The organism is Streptomyces hokutonensis, from assembly GCF_000376565.1.
GTDB classification, from domain to species: domain Bacteria; phylum Actinomycetota; class Actinomycetes; order Streptomycetales; family Streptomycetaceae; genus Streptomyces; species Streptomyces hokutonensis.
Genome location: NZ_BARG01000038.1, coordinates 196,523 through 216,406 on the forward strand (window position 1 = coordinate 196,523; position 19,884 = coordinate 216,406).

At 71.7% G+C, this 19,884-nt stretch carries 19 protein-coding genes; 8 read left to right on the forward strand and 11 right to left on the reverse strand.

Annotated features, from left to right (window positions below; translation table 11 throughout):
- Position 1 precedes the first annotated feature (1 nt).
- Complete coding sequence (locus SSP08S_RS23490; RefSeq protein WP_043259640.1) at positions 2-970, reverse strand: GlxA family transcriptional regulator; 969 nt, start codon at positions 968-970, stop codon at positions 2-4.
- 144 nt (positions 971-1,114) lie between these two features.
- Here SSP08S_RS23490 and SSP08S_RS23495 point away from each other — a divergent pair, with 144 nt between their 5' ends.
- On the forward strand, positions 1,115-1,582 hold the full coding sequence (locus SSP08S_RS23495; protein WP_019070087.1) for a membrane protein: 468 nt from the start codon (positions 1,115-1,117) through the stop codon (positions 1,580-1,582).
- A 4-nt stretch (positions 1,583-1,586) separates the two neighbouring features.
- On the opposite strand, the gene SSP08S_RS23500 is transcribed toward SSP08S_RS23495, so the two are convergent.
- Positions 1,587-3,623 carry a SpoIIE family protein phosphatase gene (locus SSP08S_RS23500; RefSeq protein ID WP_019070088.1) on the reverse strand — a complete coding sequence of 679 codons (2,037 nt, stop codon included), beginning with the start codon at positions 3,621-3,623 and terminating at the stop codon, positions 1,587-1,589.
- Positions 3,624-3,823: 200 nt separating this feature from the next.
- Between SSP08S_RS23500 and SSP08S_RS23505 the strand changes: the two genes are divergently transcribed.
- The gene (locus SSP08S_RS23505) at positions 3,824-4,969 is read left to right on the forward strand and encodes a serine hydrolase domain-containing protein (RefSeq protein ID WP_019070089.1); all 1,146 of its coding nucleotides are present in this window, start codon (positions 3,824-3,826) and stop codon (positions 4,967-4,969) included.
- A 46-nt stretch (positions 4,970-5,015) separates the two neighbouring features.
- The gene (locus tag SSP08S_RS23510) at positions 5,016-5,567 is read left to right on the forward strand and encodes a toll/interleukin-1 receptor domain-containing protein (protein WP_158697191.1); all 552 of its coding nucleotides are present in this window, start codon (positions 5,016-5,018) and stop codon (positions 5,565-5,567) included.
- Positions 5,568-5,591: 24 nt separating this feature from the next.
- Here the strand turns inward: SSP08S_RS23510 and tgmB are convergent, their stop codons facing one another.
- From tgmB to SSP08S_RS23525, 3 genes are all read right to left on the reverse strand, one after another.
- On the reverse strand, positions 5,592-6,578 hold the full coding sequence (gene tgmB / locus SSP08S_RS23515; protein ID WP_019070091.1) for an ATP-grasp ribosomal peptide maturase: 987 nt from the start codon (positions 6,576-6,578) through the stop codon (positions 5,592-5,594).
- A gap of 16 nt (positions 6,579-6,594) precedes the next feature.
- A complete protein-coding gene (gene tgmA / locus SSP08S_RS23520) occupies positions 6,595-6,786 on the reverse strand; it encodes a putative ATP-grasp-modified RiPP (RefSeq protein ID WP_019070092.1) in 192 nt (63 codons plus the stop codon).
- 164 nt (positions 6,787-6,950) lie between these two features.
- Entirely contained in the window at positions 6,951-7,247 is a 297-nt protein-coding gene (locus SSP08S_RS23525) for a YkvA family protein (protein WP_019070093.1), read from the reverse strand.
- Positions 7,248-7,402: 155 nt separating this feature from the next.
- Between SSP08S_RS23525 and SSP08S_RS23530 the strand changes: the two genes are divergently transcribed.
- Complete coding sequence (locus tag SSP08S_RS23530) at positions 7,403-8,206, forward strand: helix-turn-helix domain-containing protein (protein ID WP_019070094.1); 804 nt, start codon at positions 7,403-7,405, stop codon at positions 8,204-8,206.
- Between the two features lie 193 nt (positions 8,207-8,399).
- On the opposite strand, the gene SSP08S_RS23535 is transcribed toward SSP08S_RS23530, so the two are convergent.
- Complete coding sequence (locus tag SSP08S_RS23535; protein ID WP_026178763.1) at positions 8,400-9,671, reverse strand: alpha-L-fucosidase; 1,272 nt, start codon at positions 9,669-9,671, stop codon at positions 8,400-8,402.
- Between the two features lie 98 nt (positions 9,672-9,769).
- Here SSP08S_RS23535 and SSP08S_RS23540 point away from each other — a divergent pair, with 98 nt between their 5' ends.
- Positions 9,770-10,468 carry a maleylpyruvate isomerase N-terminal domain-containing protein gene (locus SSP08S_RS23540; RefSeq protein WP_051105962.1) on the forward strand — a complete coding sequence of 233 codons (699 nt, stop codon included), beginning with the start codon at positions 9,770-9,772 and terminating at the stop codon, positions 10,466-10,468.
- On the opposite strand, the gene SSP08S_RS23545 is transcribed toward SSP08S_RS23540, so the two are convergent.
- Together SSP08S_RS23545 and SSP08S_RS55720 are read right to left on the reverse strand one after the other, a co-directional pair.
- Positions 10,451-11,665 (reverse strand): hypothetical protein, encoded by a 1,215-nt coding sequence (locus SSP08S_RS23545; RefSeq protein WP_051105963.1) that lies wholly within the window; start codon positions 11,663-11,665, stop codon positions 10,451-10,453. The two genes, SSP08S_RS23540 and SSP08S_RS23545, sit on opposite strands and share 18 nt — an antisense overlap.
- Positions 11,666-11,929: 264 nt before the next feature.
- Positions 11,930-12,349, reverse strand: a complete 420-nt coding sequence (locus SSP08S_RS55720; RefSeq protein ID WP_019070098.1) for a hypothetical protein — start codon at positions 12,347-12,349, stop codon at positions 11,930-11,932.
- Between the two features lie 295 nt (positions 12,350-12,644).
- Here SSP08S_RS55720 and SSP08S_RS23555 point away from each other — a divergent pair, with 295 nt between their 5' ends.
- A complete protein-coding gene (locus tag SSP08S_RS23555; RefSeq protein ID WP_019070099.1) occupies positions 12,645-14,723 on the forward strand; it encodes an ATP-binding SpoIIE family protein phosphatase in 2,079 nt (692 codons plus the stop codon).
- Positions 14,724-14,742: 19 nt separating this feature from the next.
- Here the strand turns inward: SSP08S_RS23555 and SSP08S_RS23560 are convergent, their stop codons facing one another.
- On the reverse strand, positions 14,743-15,708 hold the full coding sequence (locus tag SSP08S_RS23560) for a DUF1152 domain-containing protein (RefSeq protein WP_019070100.1): 966 nt from the start codon (positions 15,706-15,708) through the stop codon (positions 14,743-14,745).
- Positions 15,709-15,746: 38 nt separating this feature from the next.
- On the opposite strand from SSP08S_RS23560, the gene SSP08S_RS23565 reads away from it, so the two are divergent.
- Together SSP08S_RS23565 and SSP08S_RS23570 are read left to right on the forward strand one after the other, a co-directional pair.
- Positions 15,747-16,685, forward strand: coding sequence for a sigma-70 family RNA polymerase sigma factor (locus SSP08S_RS23565; RefSeq protein WP_019070101.1), 939 nt, complete (start codon positions 15,747-15,749; stop codon positions 16,683-16,685).
- Between the two features lie 57 nt (positions 16,686-16,742).
- On the forward strand, positions 16,743-17,300 hold the full coding sequence (locus tag SSP08S_RS23570; protein ID WP_019070102.1) for a dihydrofolate reductase family protein: 558 nt from the start codon (positions 16,743-16,745) through the stop codon (positions 17,298-17,300).
- 60 nt (positions 17,301-17,360) lie between these two features.
- On the opposite strand, the gene SSP08S_RS23575 is transcribed toward SSP08S_RS23570, so the two are convergent.
- Positions 17,361-18,725: an FAD-dependent oxidoreductase gene (locus SSP08S_RS23575; RefSeq protein WP_019070103.1), complete on the reverse strand. Its 1,365-nt coding sequence runs from the start codon at positions 18,723-18,725 to the stop codon at positions 17,361-17,363.
- 187 nt (positions 18,726-18,912) lie between these two features.
- Positions 18,913-19,671 (reverse strand): SDR family oxidoreductase, encoded by a 759-nt coding sequence (locus tag SSP08S_RS23580; RefSeq protein WP_019070104.1) that lies wholly within the window; start codon positions 19,669-19,671, stop codon positions 18,913-18,915.
- Positions 19,672-19,884: the final 213 nt, after the last annotated feature.

A 19,884-nucleotide genomic window follows, 5' to 3' on the forward strand; every position in this document is an offset into this window, starting at 1 on the left:
TTCAGGAGAGCGCCACTTCACGCGCCGTCCTGCCGTGGAACGCCGAGCGGTACGCCTGAGGGCTCGTGCCGACGACCTTTCGGAAGCGCTCGCGGAACGCGGTGGGGGAGCCGAACCCGGCCTGCTGGGCGACTCGTTCGATCGGATGGTCGCTGTTCTCCAGCAGGTACTGGGCGCGTCGGACCCGGGCGCGCAGCAGCCACTGGAGCGGTGTGCTGCCCGTCTGTTCGCGGAATCGGCGGCTGAACGTCCGCTCGCTCATGCCCGATCGCGCGGCCAGCGCCCCCAACGTGACCTCGTGGGCGAGGTTGTCCTCGATCCACTGCAGGAGCGGTTCGAGGGTCGAGCCCTGGGGGACCGGTGGGTGCCGGTGCACGATGAACTGAGCCTGCCCGCCCTCGCGTTCGAGGGGCATGACCGAGAGGCGGGCCGCGTCGGCGGCGACGGCCGAGCCGAAGTCCCGGCGGATGAGGTGCAGACACAGGTCGAGCCCGGCGGCGGCCCCGGCCGAGGTGAGGATCTGCCCGTTGTCGACGTACAGCACGTCCGGTTCCACCTCGACCAGCGGATACTCGCGGGCCAGCAGGTCCGCGGCGATCCAGTGGGTGGTGGCGCGCAGCCCGTCCAGCAGCCCGGCCGCGGCGAGCACGAAGGCACCGGCGCAGATCGACACGATCCGGGTACCCGCCGCCGCTGCCTCCCGCAACGCCGCCAGCACCCGCGCGGAGGGCGGCGCGGCCCGCTCCGAGCAGCCGGGGACGATGACGGTGTCGGCGTCCGCCAGCGCCTCCAGCCCGTGGTCGACCCGCAGCGCGAACCCGTCCGTCCGCACCTCCGGCGTCTCCCCGCACACCCGGATCCGGTAGGCGTTCCGGCCGTCGGGCAGCCGGGTTCGGCCGAACACCTCCATCGGGGTCGCCATGTCGAACGGCACCACATGATCGAGAACGAGGATCGCGACGGTATGCATGAACACCACGATAGGCAGATTCCCGCCAGCCCGGTGACAAGGCCCTATGTCCCTCAAGCCTGACCACAGAGGTTGGCGGGAATCCGTTGGAAGCTGTCATTCCAGCCCCTGTGCGGTCGGCCGGGACCTCCCTAGCCTGGGCCGGTGACCAAGATCCTTCTCGCACTGCATGTGCTGGCCGCCATCGTCGCGGTCGGCCCCGTGACCGTGGCCGCCAGCATGTTCCCACCGGCGGCCCGCCGCGCTCTCACCGGTACGGCCGGTCCCGACGCGGGGGTGACGACCGTACGACTGCTGCACCGCATCTGCCGCCTCTACGGCGCGGTCGGCCTCGCGGTGCCCCTCTTCGGCTTCGCCACCGCCGCCGCGATGGGCGTCCTGGGCAGCGGCTGGCTCATCGCCTCCATCACCCTCACCGCGGTGGCGGCCGGCCTCCTGATCGCCTTCGTGCTGCCGCGTCAGGACGAACTCCTTGAGGAACTCGGCGCGGGAAAGCCCGTGGAGCGCGCCGGGACCGTTCAACTCGCCATGTTCACCGGCATCTTCAACCTGCTGTGGGCCACCGTCACCGTCCTCATGATCATCCGCCCCGGCTCGACCACGGGCGCCTGACCGGTCAGCCCGTGGCGCGGACCAGGAGGAGCGCGACATCGTCGTCGGGCTCCGGGCGCAGGGCGTTGAGGAGCATGTCGCTCGTCTGTTCCAGGGGACGGCGGGAACTCTGCAACAGCCGCGTCAGGGTGTGCAGCCCCACGTCGATCGACTCACCCCGGTTCTCCACCAGCCCGTCGGAGTACAGGGCGAGCAACGCGCCCGTGGTGAACGGCACTTCGGCGGTCCCGAAGTCCACTCCGCCGACACCGAGCGGGACTCCGCCGGGGATGTCGAGGAGTTCCGCATGGCCGTCGGGGCGGATCAGGACGGGCGGCAGATGTCCGGCGCTGGACAGGGCGCAGGTGCCCCGGCCGAGGTCGACCACGCCGTACGCGCAGGTCGCGATCGTGTCGAGGGAGCCGGTGAGGTCGTCGAGGTGGTGCAGCAACTCCGCCGGGGGCAGGTCGAGTCGGGCCAGCGCGCGGGTCGCGGTGCTCAACTGCCCCATGATGGCGGCCGCTTGGACACCCTTGCCCATCACGTCGCCGACGACGAGCCCGGTCCGGCCGGGCCCCAGCGGCAGCACGTCGTACCAGTCGCCCCCGACCTCGCTCAGCGCCGGCAGATAGCGGGCGGCGATGTCGAGCCCCTCCTGCCGGGCCGGGGCCGGCGGCAGCAGGCTGCGCTGCAGGGTCAGCGCGGTGGTGCGCTCACGGCCGTAGAGGCGGGCGTTGTCGATGCAGATCGCGGCGCGCGCGGCGAGTTCCGAGGCGAGGAGGCGGTCCTGTTCGTCGAAGGGGCGCTCGTTGACGGTGCGGTAGAGGCTCAGCGTGCCGAGGACCTCGCCGCGGGCCATCAGCGGGACGGCGAGGTAGGAGTGGACGCCCGCCGCGCGCAGTGTCTGGGCGGCGCGTGCGTCCCTGGCGATGCGTCGCATCATCGGCCGGTCCACCCGCTCCACCAGGATCGGCCCGGCCTCGCGCACGCACTGGGTGATGATGCGGTGAGGGCCGTAGGTGGCCAGTTCGCCGACCGGGTCCGCCGCGTGGATCGCGTCGGTGAGGTATCCGGCCGCGACGGCCAGTGCCCGGAACTCGACCTGCGCGTCCCCGGCCACCGGAGTGATGCGGCCGTGCGCCACGACCGACTCCAGTACGTCTACGGCCGCCAGGTCGGCCACATGCGGCACCGCCACGTCGGCCAGCTCCCGCGCGGTCTGCTGGAGGTCCAGCGTCGTCCCGATCCGCACCCCGGCCTCCGCCACCACGGACAGGTGCTGGCGGGCCTGCGCGACCTCGGCCGCCGCCTGCTCCCGCTCGGTGACGTCCAGGACGGCCATCGCGAGCCCGAGCACCCGGCCCTGCGCGTCCTCGATGCGGTGGTACGACTCCGAGTACGCCCGCTCCACGGCGTCGGCCGCCGTACGGCCCACGGTCTGCTGGTCGAGCAGCGGCTTGCCGGTGATCAGCACATGCCGCATCCGTGACTCGATGGCCGCCACGTCCAGACCCGGCAGCACCTCGCCCACCCGACGCCCGACGACCTCCGCCTCCGGCACGCCGTTGATGCGCTCCAGGGCCGGGTTCACCGTGACCCACCGCAGATCGGTGTCGAACACGGCGATGCCCACCGGCGTCTGTCGCACCAGGCTGTGGGACAGCGCCAGGTCCCGTTCCACGCCCCGTACCGTCGTGGCGTCCGCCGCGAGACCCAGCAGATGCGCCTGGCCGTGGCTGTCGCGCAGCCGCATGGTGCGGAACTCCACGGGCCGCTCGGTGCCGTCCCGGTGCAGCAGTGGGAAGACGCCCGCCCAGCGGGCACCGGAGCCCACCTGGGCGAACAGTTCACGTGCCCGGACCCGGTCGTCGGGCGACACCAGCAGCCGGTCGGCGCGCTGCGTCAGCGCCTCCTCGGCGGAGTAGCCGAGCAGTTGCTCCGCTTCGGGACTCCACAGCGCGATGTACCCGCCGGCGTCCAGGACCACCGCCGCGACCTGCAACAGGTCCAGCAGTCCTCCCGAGGCGGCCGTGACACCGTCCTCGGCACCGTACGCGTCCATCCAGCCGCTCCTTCCGGCGCGGCACGACACCACCAAGATCCGCACCGCCGGTCATCCGATTACGGCACAGCCCGCCCCACCCGGCAACACCGTGAGGACAGGGGGAGCGGACGCGGCCGTATGGAGCACATACCCGCGCGGGCGCCGACGAGCCCCCGGATTCTGATCGTGCCCTGCCCCCACTCCCCACAGGACAGCCGATGCCCTTTCCGCTCCGTCTCGTCTCCCTCCTGGTCGCCGGCTGCGTCGGCGCCCTCGTGCCCGTGTCGCCCGCCGCGGCCGACGACCTCTCCCTCCAGCGCGGCCTCGACGAACTGGTCGCCGCCCCGGACGGCCCGCCCGGCGTGATCGTCGTGCTGCGCGACGGCGACCGGCAGCGCGTCCTGCGGGCCGGCACCGCCGACGTCGCCACCGGCCGCCCGCTCGAAGCGGACGACCACACCCGGACCGCGAGCACCAGCAAGGCGTTCAGTGGGGCGGTGGCCCTGAGTCTCGTACGACAGCACCGGCTCTCCCTCGACGACACGATCGGCAAGCGGCTGCCCCAACTGCCCAAGGCCTGGGGAGCAGTGACCCTGCGTCAGCTGTTGCAGCACACCAGTGGGCTCCCGGACTTCAGCCAGAGTGCGGAGTTCCGGAGCCTGATCCAGGCCGACCCGCACCACCACTTCGACTCGCGGCGCCTGCTCGACTTCGTGGCGGGAGAGCCGCTGCGGTTCACGCCCGGCTCGCGGTACCAGTACTCCAACTCCGACAACATCGCCGTGGCGCTGATGGCGGAGGCCGCGACCGGCGCGCGCTACGAGAACCTGCTCCGGCGCGACGTGTACCGGCCGCTGGGCCTGCGCGACACGAGCCTGCCGCAGGGGTACCGGATGCCGGAGCCGTACATGCACGGCTACACGGTCGGCGGACCGTCGGGACCCGAGGACGTCAGCGAGGCGATCGGCATGTCGGGGGTGTGGGCGTCCGGCGGCATCACCTCCTCACCCCGCGACCTCGCCTCGTTCATCGGCGGCTACGCCTCCGGAGCCCTCACCTCGAAGGCGGCGCTGCGGGAACAGCGGCACTGGATCCCCGGCGCCTCCGAACCGGCGGGACCGGGCAGCAACAGCGCGGGACTCGCCATCTTCCGCTACGAGACCCGCTGCGGGGTCGTTCTCGGACATACCGGAAACACTCTCGGTTACACACAGTTGATCGCGGCCACCCCCGACGGCCGGCGCGCGCTCACTTTCTCATTGACAACTCAGGTGAACCAGGCGGGGAACGCCACTCTGCTGAGCAAAGTGCGCGCGGTCGAGGAGGACGCGGTGTGCGCCCTCCTGGGGACATACGGGTCGTAACACCACAGGCGTGCCGGACGCCTCCGGCATGCCGCACCATGAGTGCGTGCACACGCGACTCACTTATCAACGGCAGGACGAGCGGGCGGCGTTCGCGCTCGCGGACGCGCTGGGACGCGCCGGGGCCGACGTCGTGCTCGACGTGTGGCCGACAACCGCGGACGGTGCCCCCGATCCGGAGACCGTCGTCGTCCTGCTGTGGTCGGCGGCGTGGGACCGAACACAGACGGAACCCGCGCCGCCCGGCACACACGTGCCCGTCCGCCTCGACGACACGCCGCTGCCGTCCGCCCTGGCCGGGCTGCGCCACGTACGGCTCGCTCAGGGCCGGGGCCGGGTGTCGGACGAGGCGGCGGCGATGATCGTGCGCCTCGGCTTCCCGGCCCTCGTGCCGCCGCTCCCCGTTCGGGGCACGCCCACCGAAAACACCTTGGTGATCAGCGACTTCGGCCCTCTCGGGCTGTTCGCGAGCTGCCCGCGGTGCGGTGGGACCAGCGAACGGCTGCGCCCGTACGTCACGGTCGACCATCAGAACGACCGAGCGCTGCGGCTGGTCATCTGTGGCGCGTGCAACTGGCAGGACGACTGCGAACTGTGACCGCGGCGAACCGTTTCCGCTACCTCAAGCGACCGTGCTGTCCGACCCGTTGACCAGGCCTTCCCGCTCCGGGGCGGCGGGCAGGGCGAGCCACTCCGCGATGGTGCGGGCGATCGGCTGGCCGGTGTCCGCCTCGACGAAGCCGAACTGGCCCGACTGGTTGCACTCCAGGAACCACCAGGTCCCGTCCCCGTCCTCGGCGAAGTCGAAGGCGCCGTAGGCCAGTTCGGCCTCGCGCAGATACGTCCGGACAGCCTCGGCGATACGCGGCGGGACCTCGGCGGGGTGCCACGGCTGGGCGGGTGCGGCGAAGCGGACGTCGACCTCGGCGGGGTCCGCGTCCGGGGCGGTCGCCATCCGGGCGGCCAGCATCCGGTCGCCCACCACGGTGAGCCGGATGTCGGCGCGCTTGGCGATCCGGCGTTGCAGCAGCGTGGGGCCGAAGGCCACGGCGGCGAAGTCGGTGTCCGGAGCGACCCGGCTGGTCGGCACCGCCCGGGGCGGATCCTGCGGGTGGGCACCGGAGACCGGCTTGACCACCAGGTCCGGGAAGCGCCGCGAGAACTCGCGGGCGGCCTGCGGGAACGTGGTGATGAGTGTGGCGGGCACCGGCAGTCCGCTGCGCTGGGCCAGTCGCAGCTGCCAGGGCTTGTGCCGGGCGCGGCGCGCCGCGTCGGGGTGGTTCATCCAGCGGGCGCCGGAGCCGCGCAGCATGCCGTAGAGCGCCTGTGAGGCCTCCTCGGTGAGCCACGCGGAGGGCTGCGGTGCGCGGTTCGCCGGGGCGCCCGGTCTGCGCACCCAGATGGAACGCAGTCCGCTCACGCTCACCAGCCGTCCGCCGGCCGCGAGATGGCCGCGGAAGGCTCCGTGGACGTACTCGCCGGAGAGCGCGACCCCGCCGGTGAGGTCGGCGGGATCGATCCGGACCACGGGGACGCCGGCCGCGTGCAGATGCACCATCACCAGGTCCGCGGTGACGTCCTCTTCGCAGGTAAGGACCAACACGGTCATTTTCGTCGTTCCGTGTTCAGTCGTCGAAGTGAGTCTTCGATCCCGCGGTGGACGTCGTGGTCCCCAGTTCTCTCAGCAGAGCGAGATCATGGGCGGCGACCCGTCCGTCGGCGAGCACGTTCAACTGCAGTCCGGAGTCGTAGCTGTACGGAGTGGTGAGCTCCAACTGTGCTGCCGGGCGAGCGTAGTTGAGCGCGAACGGTTGCATCGTCTCTCCCTCGTCGGTACTGCCTCGTGCAAGCGGTGGCCACCCTGCGAGGTCGCTTGGCCCGCTGACTTCCGTCTGCTTCCAGAGACTTATACGAATCGAACGAGTGAATGGTTTCCTTACTCTGCGTAGTCATAGTAAGGAAGGTAAGACGCTCGCCGGGTTCAGCCGAGGTCGCCCGGCCGCCCCTCCTCCTGCTCGCCGAGGGACTTGCGCATCGAGCGCAGGGCGAGGAGAAGTACGGCGATGTCGTCCAAGTACACGGGATCGGGCATCAGGTCGGTCGGCAGTACGAAGTAGAGGACGGCACCCCAGAAAACCCATTTGGGGCCGGTCGGAAGCCCTGCGCGCCGCAGTCCGCGCCGCATGCGGACGAGCCGCACCAGCACTCCGACGGCCACGGCGAGCAGCGCCACCGCGAGCACCACGGCGACGACGATCACGGTTGTGGTCGAATCCACGGGCTCCCCTTTTCCGGTCCGGCCGCACGACATGTGCCCTATCCGGATGCCCGGTTGAGGCCCCGGTATTGCCGAAGAGGGGAACATCACACCCGAACGCCCGGAAGAGTCTTGACAGCCACCGACACCGTGTCGGGCACTGGTACGTTTTCACCGTGAGCGCGACCAGCGGGACGGGAACGGGAACCCACGTACAGATCTGCCTCGACGCCCCACCGCGCGTCGCGAGCCTCGGCGTCGGTGTGCACGGCACGGTGAGCCCGCGTGACGTGTTCCGGCTGCCCGACCTCTGGCAGCTCCATCTCTACCGGTACGAGGCGGAGTTGACCGTCGACGGGGTGCCGTACGGGATCAGGCCCGGCCATGTGAGCCTGGTGCCGCCCGGCGCGCTGGTGCGCTTCCACTACCGGGGCCGCTCCGAGCACCTCTTCGCCCACCTGGAACTCCCTTCCGCAGGTGAGCGGTTGACCGTTCCCGTGATGCAGGACGCCGGCACGCAGACGCCGGTGCTCACCGACCTGATGCTGCGGGCCGTCGCGGCGGCACCGCGCAACTCCGCCCGTGCGGCCGCCGAGTTGTGGACCGTGCTGTGGCGGGTGGCCGACCTCGCGACCCCGGCCGCCGGCGACGCCGCCGGGCCCCACCCCGCGCTCGCCCTCGCCGTCGCTCACATCGAGGCGCACCTCGCGGCACCGCTGACGGTGCCCGAGGTGGCGCGCGCGGCCGGCGTCTCGCACAACCACCTCATCCGCCTGTTCCGCGCCGAACTCGGCAGCACGGTCGTCGCCTACATCCGGCACCGCCGCCTGGAACACGCACGCCACCTGCTGCGGGAGTCCACGCTGTCCGTCCCCGCGATCGCGGCGGCCGTCGGCATCGGAGACCTACAGGCCTTCAACAAGGCGTGCCGACGCGAACTGGGGGCTTCGCCGAGGGCGGTGCGCGCAGGGACCGGGTGAATCGGGGCCGCTGCCGTACGGGTCGGCCCGGGCCGGCACTGTGCGGGTCGGCCCCGGCCCTCATCGGGTGGGTCGCCTCCGGCCGATGCAGTTCAGCCCGGGGCGGTGTCGTGCGGCTCGGCCCAGACCGGCGTCGCGGAGCCCGGTCCGAGCCGGAGCAGCGCAGCTCGGCGCGGGATCAGCGCCGCGCAGATCAGTCCCGGCCCGTACCCCGGTAGAGCTCCAACTCCCCGTCCAGCTCCACCGCCAGGACCGTCGCCAGCTCGTCCACATCGGCGGCCCGCGGGGCGTCGATCCACGTCACGCCCGGAACCTCGCCGAGTCCGCCGATCACGTCGTGGCCGAGTCCGGCGCCGGTGCCGAGGACCGTGACCCGCTTCACGGGCGTACGGAGGCCGCGCAACGAGACCGACTCGCGCGGTGGGTCGAAGCACACCAGGTACAGCGTGCGGCGGTCGGCGGACAGGGTGCTCGGACCGTAGTGGTGCCCGGCGGGCAGGCCGGCCACCGTGCCGTGGACCGCGTCGGAGTGGCGGGCGATCCACGCGCCGAGACCCTCAAGGCGCTCCACCTGCTCGGGCGGGATCGTCCCGTCCTCCTTCGGGCCCACGTCGAGCAGCAGATTGCCGCCCATCCCGATGGTCTCCGTGAAGTAACGCACCAGCTGCCGCACCGACTTGTGATGGTGGTCCCCGTGCTGGAAACCCCATGAGTCGTTGACCGTCAGGCACAACTCCCAAGGCCCGTCCGGGGCTTGCAGCGGCACCCCCTGCTCGGGCGTCGCGTAGTCGCCGTGGCTCAGCATGCGGGCGTTGAGGACGGTGTCGGGCTTCCCGGCGAGGATCAGCTCCGCCAACTCCCGCATGCCCCACTGCTCTTCGGCCCGCTCCCACTCGCCGTCGAACCACAGCAGGTCGGGCCGGAAGCGGTCCACCAACTCGCCGACCTGGCCGTCGCGGTAGGCGAGGTACCGCGCCCAGGCGGCCGGATCCTCCTCGCCGGGCCGCGCGGACGCGTACGGGTTGGCGCGGATCTCCTCGTCCGGCGGGTTCGGGTGCACCGCACTGGCGTAGTCCGGGTGGTTCCAGTCGGAGTGGGAGTAGTAGAGCCCGACCTTGAGACCCTCCTCGCGCAGCGCGTCGGCATAGGGCCCGATCAGATCGCGGCCGGCCGGGGTGCGGCGGACCACGTCCAGGTCACCGTGGGCCGAGTCCCAGAGGGCCACACCGTCGTGGTGCCGGGCGGTCAGTACCGCGTACCGGGCACCGGCACGTGCGAACAGCCTTGCCCAGTCCCGTGGTTCGTAGCGCGCCGCGGTGAACCCGTCCAGCTGGCGCATGTATTGCTCGTGCGGAACCTGGCCCGTGTAGAACGACCAGGACTCCGGCACACCATCGACGGCGTAGATCCCGTAGTGGACGAAGATGCCCAACTTGGCATCGCGGAACCAGGGTTGCATCGGCATACCGCCAAGCTAGGCCGAGGGACGGCGGGGCGCGTGGGCGGTGATCACCATTGGTGGTCCATTTTCACCGCCGACGCTGTGCTGCGTAGGCTGGTCGCATGACTGAGGTTCCCGGAAGCCACGCGCGTCACGGGAGTCGCCCGGTCCGGGTGCTGCGCGATTCCTACGAGGCGTTGGCGTCCGTCGTCGCGCCGCTCGGGGACGAGGAGTCCTGGCTGCCGACCGCCTGTACCGGCTGGGCCGTGCGCGATCTGGTCTTCCACTGCCTCGCGGACGCCCAGCGCGCTCTGGTCGCTCTGCACACCCCCGCCCCGGGGCCGACCGACCGCGATGCCGTCACCTACTGGCAGGACTGGCGGCCCGACCCGGTCGGCGCGGCCAACGGGCGGCGCTGGAGCAGGGTCGGGGCGAGCATGTTTCTCGACTTCCGGCAGCTGCGCGCGCTGTACCTGGGGACCGCGACGGCCACGGTGACGGCCGCCGCGGCGACGGACCCGGACCTCCTGGTGTCGACCCAGGGCCATGTCCTGAGTGCCGCCGACCTGATGGCCACCCTCGCGGTCGAGGCGAGCATCCACCACCTCGACCTCGTCCGCGAGCTGCCCGGCGCGCCCGGTCCGTCAGCGAACGGACTGGCCATTGTGCGCACCACCCTGGACGGACTGCTGGGCCGCCCCGTCCCCCTGGACTGGACGGACGAGCACTACGCGCGCGCCGCCACGGGCCGCGCACCCCTCACCGGGGACGAACGACGTTCCCTCCGTGCGGACGCCGACCGGCTACCGCTCTTCAGCTGACCCGCCGTCGTCCCGCGACGGCTCGACGCGGTCCCCGTCGGCCGCCGGCGGTACAGGGTCTCTCTCGGCGGGGGGCGCCGGGCGCAGTGCCTTCGTCGCGTCCCGCAAGCGGCCGAAGGTCCGCTGGAACGGGGACCCGGAAGACGAGAGAGGCTCGCCCGGCACAACGGCGCCACCGGACTCGCGCAGCGCGGCCAGCGCCTCGTTCGCGCGGTCGGCCGCCTCCCGGTACAGATCCCGGGACTTCGTCATCGCTTCGAGCGCCTCGGCGTACATGGCCACGAGCCTGCGCTCCCGGGCCAGTTCCTCCTCCAGCGTCATCAGGCTCCACTGCTCGCGCAGCGCGGTGACGGCTTCCGCGCCGCCCTCCGGCAGGGGGCGCGCGGAGGCGGCGTAGCGGCAGAGCACGTCCACGAGTTCGGTGGGCTCGGAGCCGTCGAGGAAGACGCTGCGGACGGAGAAGTCGCGCACGTCGTAGCCGGGGGCGGCCGGGTTGGTGGGCAGCACGACGGCGCCGCCGCGCGGCACCTGGAAGTCGAACTCGCGCAGCAACGCCCAGTTGACGGACCGTAGTTGGTCGGGTGTGGCCCGGTGCTCCACCACGCAGTGCCGCAGGCTCGCCGGCAGCTGCGGGGCCAGGGGGAGCCGGCCGCGCGCGTCCGGGGTCATCGCCTCGTGCACGACGACGTGCACGCTCCAGCCGTCCTGCGCGCAACTCCGGAACAGCCGCCGCAGGTCCTTCTCGTCGGACGGCAGCGGATTGACCTCCCGGAAGCGCAGACCGGGGACCGGCGCGTGGTCCCAGCCTGAGTCCGCGTCCTCGGGCCAGAAGACGGTCGCGGGGGAGGGCCAGTGGGGGTTCCATGGCCGCTCGGCCTCCGCGACCAGGATCCATTCCTGCCCGTCGGTCGAAACCGGGGCAGAGGGCGAGCCCGGCTCCGGCGGCGCCGGCAGTGTGAGCCGCGCCCGCACGGTCACCGTCCCCTCGACCCGCCAGCGGGCCTCGAAGACCAGCTCCCGCGGATCATGGCCCTGGTCCTCGTCCGGTTCCAGATGGTCGTCGATGACCTCGCGGTCCTTGAGTCGCTGCAACTGTCGCCGTACGACATTCGCCGCGTCCTCGGACCCGACGTGGCGGCCGCGAGCCAGCCACACCGTGTGGGGGATCGTGGGCGGAGCTGTGGAGGAGTTCGACATAGGCCAATCTGCGGGCGGGGGCGGGGCTGACCCACCAGTATGGGCGTCGGAGATCTTGGCGGGTCAAGCGGGGGTCGTGGAGTCTCGTATGCCCGGAATTCCTGCGATCCCGCGTGAGCATACGCGCGGGGTGTGATCGGTCCACTCCGGGCGGCGGGGTTTCACACGTGCCTTTGACATGGCCCGGTCCGCAGAATGGTGGCGCGGACGGGACCCGCCCACCATCCGCTCGGGGTGGGTCCCTTCCGTGTACTCCCGCGTACCTCACCTTCGCCGGCGCTCCGGCCGGGACGGCACACCCGCCTCGGCCGGCGGCGCGCTGAATCCGGCCGGCACCGAACGCGAGCTCGCCGGGGGCGGCGCCTGCAGGGGTACGACCGTCTCCTGGCGGGGCGGCCGGGTGCGCGGCGCGGGCCTGCCGACGACCCGGGTGTGCGTCATCAGCGAGGCACAGGCCGCGCAGACCTCGGACAGGGTCCACACCTGACCGACCGCCGGATCGTGCCGCAGCACCAGCAGCACCGAGCCCGAGCAGTCGACCCGGGTCCCCTCGTGCGCCGCGCACCGCTGCCGACGGCAGCCGCAGGCCGCGTCGGGGCGTACGGTCGCCGCTCTGACATGGGCCGCCGCATGGGCTTCGGCGAAGCGCCGCAGGGCCGGGAGGTCACGCGACCTGGCGGGCATGCCGCACCCGGAGGAGCAGCTGACCGAGGCGGTGCGGTCACGGTGACCTGTGATGCGAATAGTCCAGGTACGCCCGGGTCGACGGGCTGACGGGGCGTCAGGGTACGCGAGAGCCAAGACCACAGTTCCTTTGAGTGGAGGTGTTCACGCGGAAGAGGCGCTGAGTTAAGAACTACCCGTCGTGGGGCACTTCACAGCATTTACGGACCCCAAGTATTCGTTCGATCCCGCAAACCCCGGACGGCCGCTCCGGCGCCCGGTTGTTGGCGTCCGGGTGCGGGAGCACACTGATCCCATGGATCCCGCCCGCGGGGACGACGACGAGCGCGCGCTGATCGAGCGCGCGTTCCGGCAGGCGTCGTTCTCGATGTCGGTGTTCGACGCCGAGCAGCGGTATCTGCGGCTCAACGCGGTGGCCTGCGAGGTCATGGGGCTCGGCGAGGAGGCCCTGCGCGGCCACGCCTTCCCCTACGGCCTGCCGGCGGACGTCGACCAGCTGGGCACCCTCCAGGCACTGCGCGACGTGGCGGCCACGGGCAAACCGGCGCACTACGAGAGCTACACCCGCGCCCCGTCCGGAATCCGCGAGCACGCCTGGAACCTGGAGCTGTGGCCGGTCCGGGACGACCGGGGCGAGGTGTGCGCCGTAGGCATGGCGGGATTCGACAGCAGCGAGCAGCACTGGGCCCGGCAGCGGCTCGCGGTGCTCGACGAGGCCGCCGTCTCCGTCGGCACGACCCTCGACCTCGACCGCACAGCGCGGGAACTCGCCGAACTGGTTGTCCCCCGGTTCGCCGACTTCGCGAGCGTGGACCTGCTGGAGGCGGTGATGCACGGCGAGGAACCCGAGGGCGGCGGCCCGGACGCGGACGTCGTGCTCCGCCGGGCCGCGCATCTGTCCACCGAGAAGGGGACCCCGGAGGCCGTGATCGGCCTGGGCGCGAGCGACGCCTACCCGCCGTTCTCGCCGCCCGCCCGCGCCCTGCACACCGGCCGTCCGGTGCTCAGCGGGAGCGGCGACCCGGACTTCGACCGGTGGATCGCGGGCGTCCCGGCGCGGGCCGCGAAGATGCGGGGCTTCGTCGTCACCTCACTGCTGGCGGTGCCGCTTATCGCGCGCGGCACCACGCTGGGCGTCGCCGTCCTGCTGCGCACCCGGCCCGACGCGTTCACCCAGGACGACTTCGCGCTGGCGCGGGAGATCGCCGGCCGGGCGGCGCTGTGCGTCGACAACGCCCGCCGCTACACCCGGGAGCGCAGCACGGCGCTCACTCTCCAGGAGAGTCTGCTGCCGCGCGGGACGTCCCCGCAGTCGGCGGTCGACGTCGCCTGCCGCTATCTGCCCACCGACTCGCGGGCCGGTGTCGGCGGCGACTGGTTCGACATCATCCCGCTCTCCGGCGCGCGGGTGGGCCTGGTGGTCGGTGACGTGGTCGGCCACGGCATCCAGGCCTCCGCGACCATGGGACGGCTGCGTACCGCGGTCCAGACGCTCGCCGACGTCGACCTGCCGCCCGACGAACTCCTGGCCCACCTCGACGACCTGGTCCTGCGGCTAGGCGGCGACGACGAGAACGGCGGGCGCGCGGGCGTCGGCGGCACCGGGGCGACCTGTCTGTACGCCGTCTACGACCCGGTGTCGCGGATGCTGAGCGCCGCCAGCGCCGGTCATCCGCCGCCCGTCCTCGTCCTGCCGGACGGCACCACGCAGATGGTCGACATCGGCGTCGGCCCGGTCCTGGGCGTGGGCGGCCTGCCCTTCGAGACCACCGAACTCCGACTGCCCGAAGGCACGCTCGTCGCCCTGTACACGGACGGTCTGGTGGAGGCCGCCGACCTGGACCCGGACCTCGGCATCTCCCGGCTGCGACAGGCCCTGGCCGGATCGCGGTCCACCCTGGAGGACCGCTGCGACCAGGTGCTCTCCGCGCTGCTGCCGAAGCACCCGGGCGACGACGTGGCCCTGGTGCTCGCCCGCACCAAGGCACTTGACGCCGACCACGTCCAAGTCTGGGACCTGGCCGCCGACTTCGAGGGCGTCTCCGAGGCCCGCAGGCTCGCCACCGCCCAGCTCGACGCCTGGGGGCTGACGGAGGAGGCCTTCGTCACCGAACTCGTCGTCAGCGAACTCGTGACCAACGCGATCCGCTACGGCGCCGAGCCGATCCAACTCCGCCTGATCCTCGACCGTACGCTCATCTGCGAGGTCTCCGACGGCAACTCCACCTCGCCCCATCTGCGCCGGGCGCGGATCTACGACGAGGGCGGCCGGGGCCTGCTCCTGGTCGCCCAGCTCACCGCCGACTGGGGCACCCGGCACACCGCGACCGGCAAGACCATCTGGGCCGAACAGGCGCTGTCACCGGCGAGTTGACCACGCCGGGGCGGGCGGGTCAGTGGGGATAGGCGCGCGGTGGCCGCTGCCTGGGCAGTTCCTCGCGGAACTCCTCGATGCGGGAACTGACCTGCCGTATCAACGCGGTTCGCCCCAGCCGGTCGAGGTAGAGGTTGCGGCGCGCGAGGCCTGGAGCGTCCACACAGAAGTACAGGGACATCAGCGGATTGATGAACAGCTCGCTGCCGCGCGTGCGTTCGGTGAAGCGGACGTCGCCGAAGTCCCCGCGTACGGCGGCGGCGACGGAACCGTTGACGATGCTCGGGTGGTCCGGCGTGGACTCCTGGGCGTGGGCCACCGCGTCGAGGTACAGCTGCCCCTCGCGGCTCTCGCGCGGGAGGGAGAACGCGCCGAGGTAGGCACCCTCGCGCTCCAGGGCGGCCAGATTCTCCAGCACCAGCGCGTGGTTGACCCCGTGGTACGCGTCGATGCCGAAGCCGAGGCACGCCACCAGCCGCACCGGCACCTCGTCGAGACCGTCCACCGCGGCGAGGCTGACCATGTCCTCCTCCGGTGTGCCGAGGCCGTGTTCGTCGCCGCGCATCAGGATGTCGGTCCCGCCGTCGACCAGCACGACGGCGTCGACACCTCCGAGGTGGTCGATCAGCGCGCGGTACGCGGCCCGCAGCGGCTGCACGCCGGTCAGGGGGAAGGCGTACACCGTGGACGGCATGCCCTGCAGCTCGAGCCACCGTGAGAGGGAACGCTCGGGGAAGTAGTCCCCCCGGGCCTCCGTGCCGGGGCGTACCGCCGCGACGTCCGGTTCCACCCACACGTCCTGGTCGAGGCCGTAGAGATCGGCGAAGGACAGGTTGGCGAGGTGCACCTCCTTGCCGGCCGAGCGCAGCGCGAGGGCGAGGGGCAGCCCGGCGTAGACGTCGAAGCCGCCGCCGGCCCCGGCGACGAGGATCCGGCGCGCGTCGCGCAGCCGCGAGAAGAACGGGGGTTCGAGGAGGGAGAACACCGGAGGACGTTAACAGCCCCGTAGGCCATGATGGGCGGGTGGACTTCGAGCCGTACCGGGGCGAGTTGGTGGCGTACTGCTACCGCATGCTGGGCTCGTTCCACGAGGCCGAGGACCTGGTGCAGGAGACGATGCTGCGCGCGTGGAAGGCCCGCGAGCGCTACGACGCGAGCCGTGCGTCCGTCCGGACCTGGCTGTACCGCATCGCCACCAACGTCTGCCTGACCGCCCTCGAAGGCCGGGCCCGCCGCCCCCTCCCGTCCGGCCTCGGCGCACCGGGCGAGGACCCCTGGACCCCGCTCACCCCGGCCACCGACATCCCCTGGCTCCAGCCCTTCCCGGACGCGCGCTACGACATGGAGGCGCGCACCGACATGCGGCTCGCGCTGGTCGTGGCCCTGCAACGGCTCCCGGCGCGCCAGCGGGCCGTGCTCGTACTCCGTGAGGTGCTCCAGTTCAGCGCCGCCGAGGTCGCCGACCAGCTCGACACCACCGTCCCGGCCGTCAACAGCACCCTCCAGCGGGCCCGCGCCGCCCTCACGGACATCGGCGACGGCCACACGGTCGCCGAACCGGACGACCGGGAGGCGCGCGAGGTGATCGACCGCTACCTGCGGGCCTTCGAGGCGGCCGACGTCCCCGCCCTCGTACGGCTCCTGGCCGACGAGGTCGTCCTGGAGATGCCGCCGGTCCCGCTCTGGTTCCTGGGCACCGGGCACTACGGCGCGTTCATGCGCCGCGTCTTCGAACTCCGGGGTACGGACTGGGCGTTGACGCCGATCACGGCCAACTCGCAGCCCGCGCTCGCCGCGTACGCGAGGGACCCCGACGGAGGCCGGTGGCTGCACAGCGTCCAGGTGTTCACGGTCGTCTCCGGCCGTGTCACCCGCAACGTGGTGTTCACCGAGCCGCAGGTCCTGGCGTCCTTCGACCTGCCCCGGCGGATTTCCTCGGATCGACCGCTCCCGCCGCGATGAGTTCGGCCGCTGCCGCCGGTACGTACCGGTGAGCATCGACCGAAAGGACAATGGATCATGAGCGTCACCGTCATTCAGTTCACCACCCTGGACGGGGTGGTCTCCGACCCCGACGGGTCCGACGGCACCCCTTACGGAGGCTGGCTCTTCCGCTACGGCCGCGAGGAGATCGAGGGCGACAGGTTCCGGCTGGCCGACACCCTGGGCGACGGGGTGCTGCTGCTCGGCCGCGGCACGTGGGAGGCGTTCGCGCGGCTGTGGCCGGGCCGCGACGACCGGTTCGCCGACCGCATGAACGCCGCGTCGAAACTGGTCGCCTCCCGCACCCTGACCGATGCCTCGGCGTGGGCGAACTCGACCGTCCTCGACGGCGAGCTCGTCGACGCCGTGAAACGTGAGGAGCGGGAGGTGATCGTCATGGGCAGCCTGAGCGTCGTCCACACGCTGATGGCGGAGGATCTGGTCGACGAGTACCGGCTCATCACCTTCCCCACCGTCGTCGGCGCCGGCGAGCGGCTCTTCGCCCCGGAGGGTCCGCCCGCGCACCTGGAGTGCCTGGAGGTGGAGAAGCCGGGGCACACCGTGTTCGCCCGGTACGGGAGGGCCGTGCGCTGACGTGCGCGAGGGGCCCGGCGGTACGGCCGCCGGGCCCCTCGCACTTCAACTCGTCGAGGCTTACGCGCCGCTCGCCCGGAGCATGTCCTCACGCTCGACGATCTTCACGCGCTCACGGCCCTGCGGCTCGCCCAGCGCCTTCTCGGCGGCGTCCAGCTTGTACCAGCCGTCCCACGTGGTGAAGCGGACGTTCCGCTCGGCGAGGAACGCCTCCACGGCCTCCGGGTCGGGCGAAACAGGCGTGTGCAGACGGCCGTTGGCGTGGTCGTCCAGCAGGTTCGCGACCGTCTCGTTGGCATCGCCCTTGGTGTGACCGATCAGACCGACCGGGCCGCGCCGGATCCAGCCCGTCACGTACGTCGACTGGAGGTGCTCGCCGGTCTCCTGGATGACCCGGCCGCCCTCGTCCGGGACCGTGCCCGAGTCGATGTCCCAGGGCAGCTTGGGGAGCTTGTCGGAGAGGTAGCCGACCGCGCGGTAGACCGCGGTGACGTCCCAGTCCTTGAACTCGCCGGTGCCCTTGACGTTGCCGGTGCCGTCGAGAGCGGTGCGCTCGGTGCGCAGGCCGACGACCTTGCCGTCCTCGCCGAGGATCTCGGACGGCGACTCGAAGAAGTGCAGGAACAGCTTGTGCGGGCGGTCGCCGACATCGCGGATCGCCCAGTTCTCCAGGGTCTTGGCGACCATGTCGGCCTGCTTGTTGCCACGACGGGTGGCGATCGAGCCCTCGTCGTAGTCGATGTCCTCGGGGTCGACGATGACCTCGATGGTGGGGGAGTGGTCCAGCTCGCGCAGCTCCATCGGGGAGAACTTCGCCTGCGCCGGGCCGCGGCGGCCGAAGACGTGGACTTCGAGCGCCTTGTTGGCCTTGAGGCCCTCGTGGACGTTCGGCGGGATCTCGGTCGGCAGCAGCTCGTCGCCGGTCTTGGCGAGAACGCGGGCCACGTCGAGGGCCACGTTGCCGACACCGAGGACGGCGACCTTCTCGGCCTCCAGCGGCCAGGTGCGCGGGACGTCCGGGTGGCCGTCGTACCAGGAGACGAAGTCGGCGGCGCCGTAGGAACCGTCCAGCTCGATGCCCGGTATGGACATCTCGCGGTCGGCGGTGGCGCCGGTGGAGAAGACCACCGCGTCGTAGAAGGAGCGCAGGTCGTCGAGGCTGATGTCGGTCGGGTAGTCGACGTTGCCGAAGAGACGGATCTGCGGCTTGTCCAGGACCTGGTGCAGGGCGGTGATGATGCCCTTGATGCGCGGGTGGTCGGGGGCGACGCCGTACCGGATCAGGCCGAAGGGCGCGGGCATCCGCTCGAAGAGGTCGATGGACACACCGGGTTCGGCGGCCACCTCGGACTTGAGCAGGGCGTCGGCGGCGTAGATCCCGGCGGGACCGGCTCCGACGATGGCTACCCGCAGGGGGCGCGGCATGATCAGGTTCCCTTCGAACGGTGACAGGCGACTCGACGGGAAGCCTAAGCTAAGGCATGCCTAACTCGGTACGCGGGTCCGATCTATGACCTCATAAGGCCGACTTATGGGGAGTCCAAGGCTGCCGCATGGTCCGGAACGGAGGGCCTTGGTTCCGACCGGAGGGTCGTGGCCGCGATCGGAGGTCTCAGCCGGCCGGGCGGATGTGCACCACGTCCTGCACGACCTCGGGCGGGGTGGCGAGCAGCTGGACCATGACCCGGGCGACGGTCGCCGAGGGGAGCGGCTTCATGGCACCCACCCTGGTCAGATAGCCGTCCGCCTCCCACACCGGCGCGGCGCGCTGCCGGTCCTCGCCGGGAAAGTTCTCGACGAAGGCGCTGTCCGAGATCGAGCCCAGGATCACCAGGGCGACCCGGATGCCGTCGCCGCGCAGCTCCTTGTGCATCGCGGCGGTGAAGCCGTTCAGGCCGTGCTTGCTCGCCGCGTACATGGCCATCAGCGGCATGTGGTCGAGGGTGATCTCGGAGGAGATGTTCAGGATGTCGCCGCCCCCGGCCGCCCGCAGCAGGGGTACGGCCGAGCGGATCGTGTGGATCGGGCCCAGCAGGTTGGTGCCGACACAGGCGTGGATGTCCTCGTCGGCGGTCTCCTCGATGGCACGGATACGGGCCACGCCCGCGCTGTTCACCAGGATGTCCACCCGCCCGAACCGCTCCTCGACCTGAGCGAACGCCGCCCGCACACTGTCGCCGCTGCTGACGTCGGTCGGGACCGTCAGCACCGAGCCCGCCATCTCCCGCGCGGCCGTCTCCAGCCGGTCGGCGCGCCGGGCGAGCAGCACCACCTGCGCCCCGTTCTCGGCGAGCTGCGCCCCGACGGCCCTCCCCACGCCGGTCGAACCGCCGCTGATCACCGCGACCTTGCCCTGCATCGTGCCTGCCATGACGGCCTCCCCGGCGAGACGTGACGATCGGATGAGAGGCTACCTCTCGTGAAATGAGAACGCCATATCCGTACTCAAGGCGCTGCGCGACGGCCGTGAGTGGCGAAGTCGCTCTGGTGGCAGGGCAGTCGGCTCGCTAGGCTGCGCGGCAGAAGCGGGATCGTCAACGCGTCGGTGGCTGGGTAGCGCGTCCCTCCGACGTGCTCACGGGAG

Excerpts from the sequence above, each read along its gene's own strand:
- SSP08S_RS23490 (WP_043259640.1), bottom strand. The coding sequence starts at position 970 with ATGCATACCGTCGCGATCCTCGTTCTCGATCATGTGGTGCCGTTCGAC.
- SSP08S_RS23500 (WP_019070088.1), bottom strand. The coding sequence starts at position 3,623 with ATGGACGCGTACGGTGCCGAGGACGGTGTCACGGCCGCCTCGGGAGGA.
- SSP08S_RS23505 (WP_019070089.1), top strand. The coding sequence starts at position 3,824 with ATGCCCTTTCCGCTCCGTCTCGTCTCCCTCCTGGTCGCCGGCTGCGTC.
- tgmB (WP_019070091.1), bottom strand. The coding sequence starts at position 6,578 with ATGACCGTGTTGGTCCTTACCTGCGAAGAGGACGTCACCGCGGACCTG.
- tgmA (WP_019070092.1), bottom strand. The coding sequence starts at position 6,786 with ATGCAACCGTTCGCGCTCAACTACGCTCGCCCGGCAGCACAGTTGGAG.
- SSP08S_RS23535 (WP_026178763.1), bottom strand. The coding sequence starts at position 9,671 with ATGCCGATGCAACCCTGGTTCCGCGATGCCAAGTTGGGCATCTTCGTC.
- SSP08S_RS23540 (WP_051105962.1), top strand. The coding sequence starts at position 9,770 with ATGACTGAGGTTCCCGGAAGCCACGCGCGTCACGGGAGTCGCCCGGTC.
- SSP08S_RS23545 (WP_051105963.1), bottom strand. The coding sequence starts at position 11,665 with ATGTCGAACTCCTCCACAGCTCCGCCCACGATCCCCCACACGGTGTGG.
- SSP08S_RS55720 (WP_019070098.1), bottom strand. The coding sequence starts at position 12,349 with ATGCCCGCCAGGTCGCGTGACCTCCCGGCCCTGCGGCGCTTCGCCGAA.
- SSP08S_RS23555 (WP_019070099.1), top strand. The coding sequence starts at position 12,645 with ATGGATCCCGCCCGCGGGGACGACGACGAGCGCGCGCTGATCGAGCGC.
- SSP08S_RS23570 (WP_019070102.1), top strand. The coding sequence starts at position 16,743 with ATGAGCGTCACCGTCATTCAGTTCACCACCCTGGACGGGGTGGTCTCC.
- SSP08S_RS23575 (WP_019070103.1), bottom strand. The coding sequence starts at position 18,725 with ATGCCGCGCCCCCTGCGGGTAGCCATCGTCGGAGCCGGTCCCGCCGGG.
- SSP08S_RS23580 (WP_019070104.1), bottom strand. The coding sequence starts at position 19,671 with ATGGCAGGCACGATGCAGGGCAAGGTCGCGGTGATCAGCGGCGGTTCG.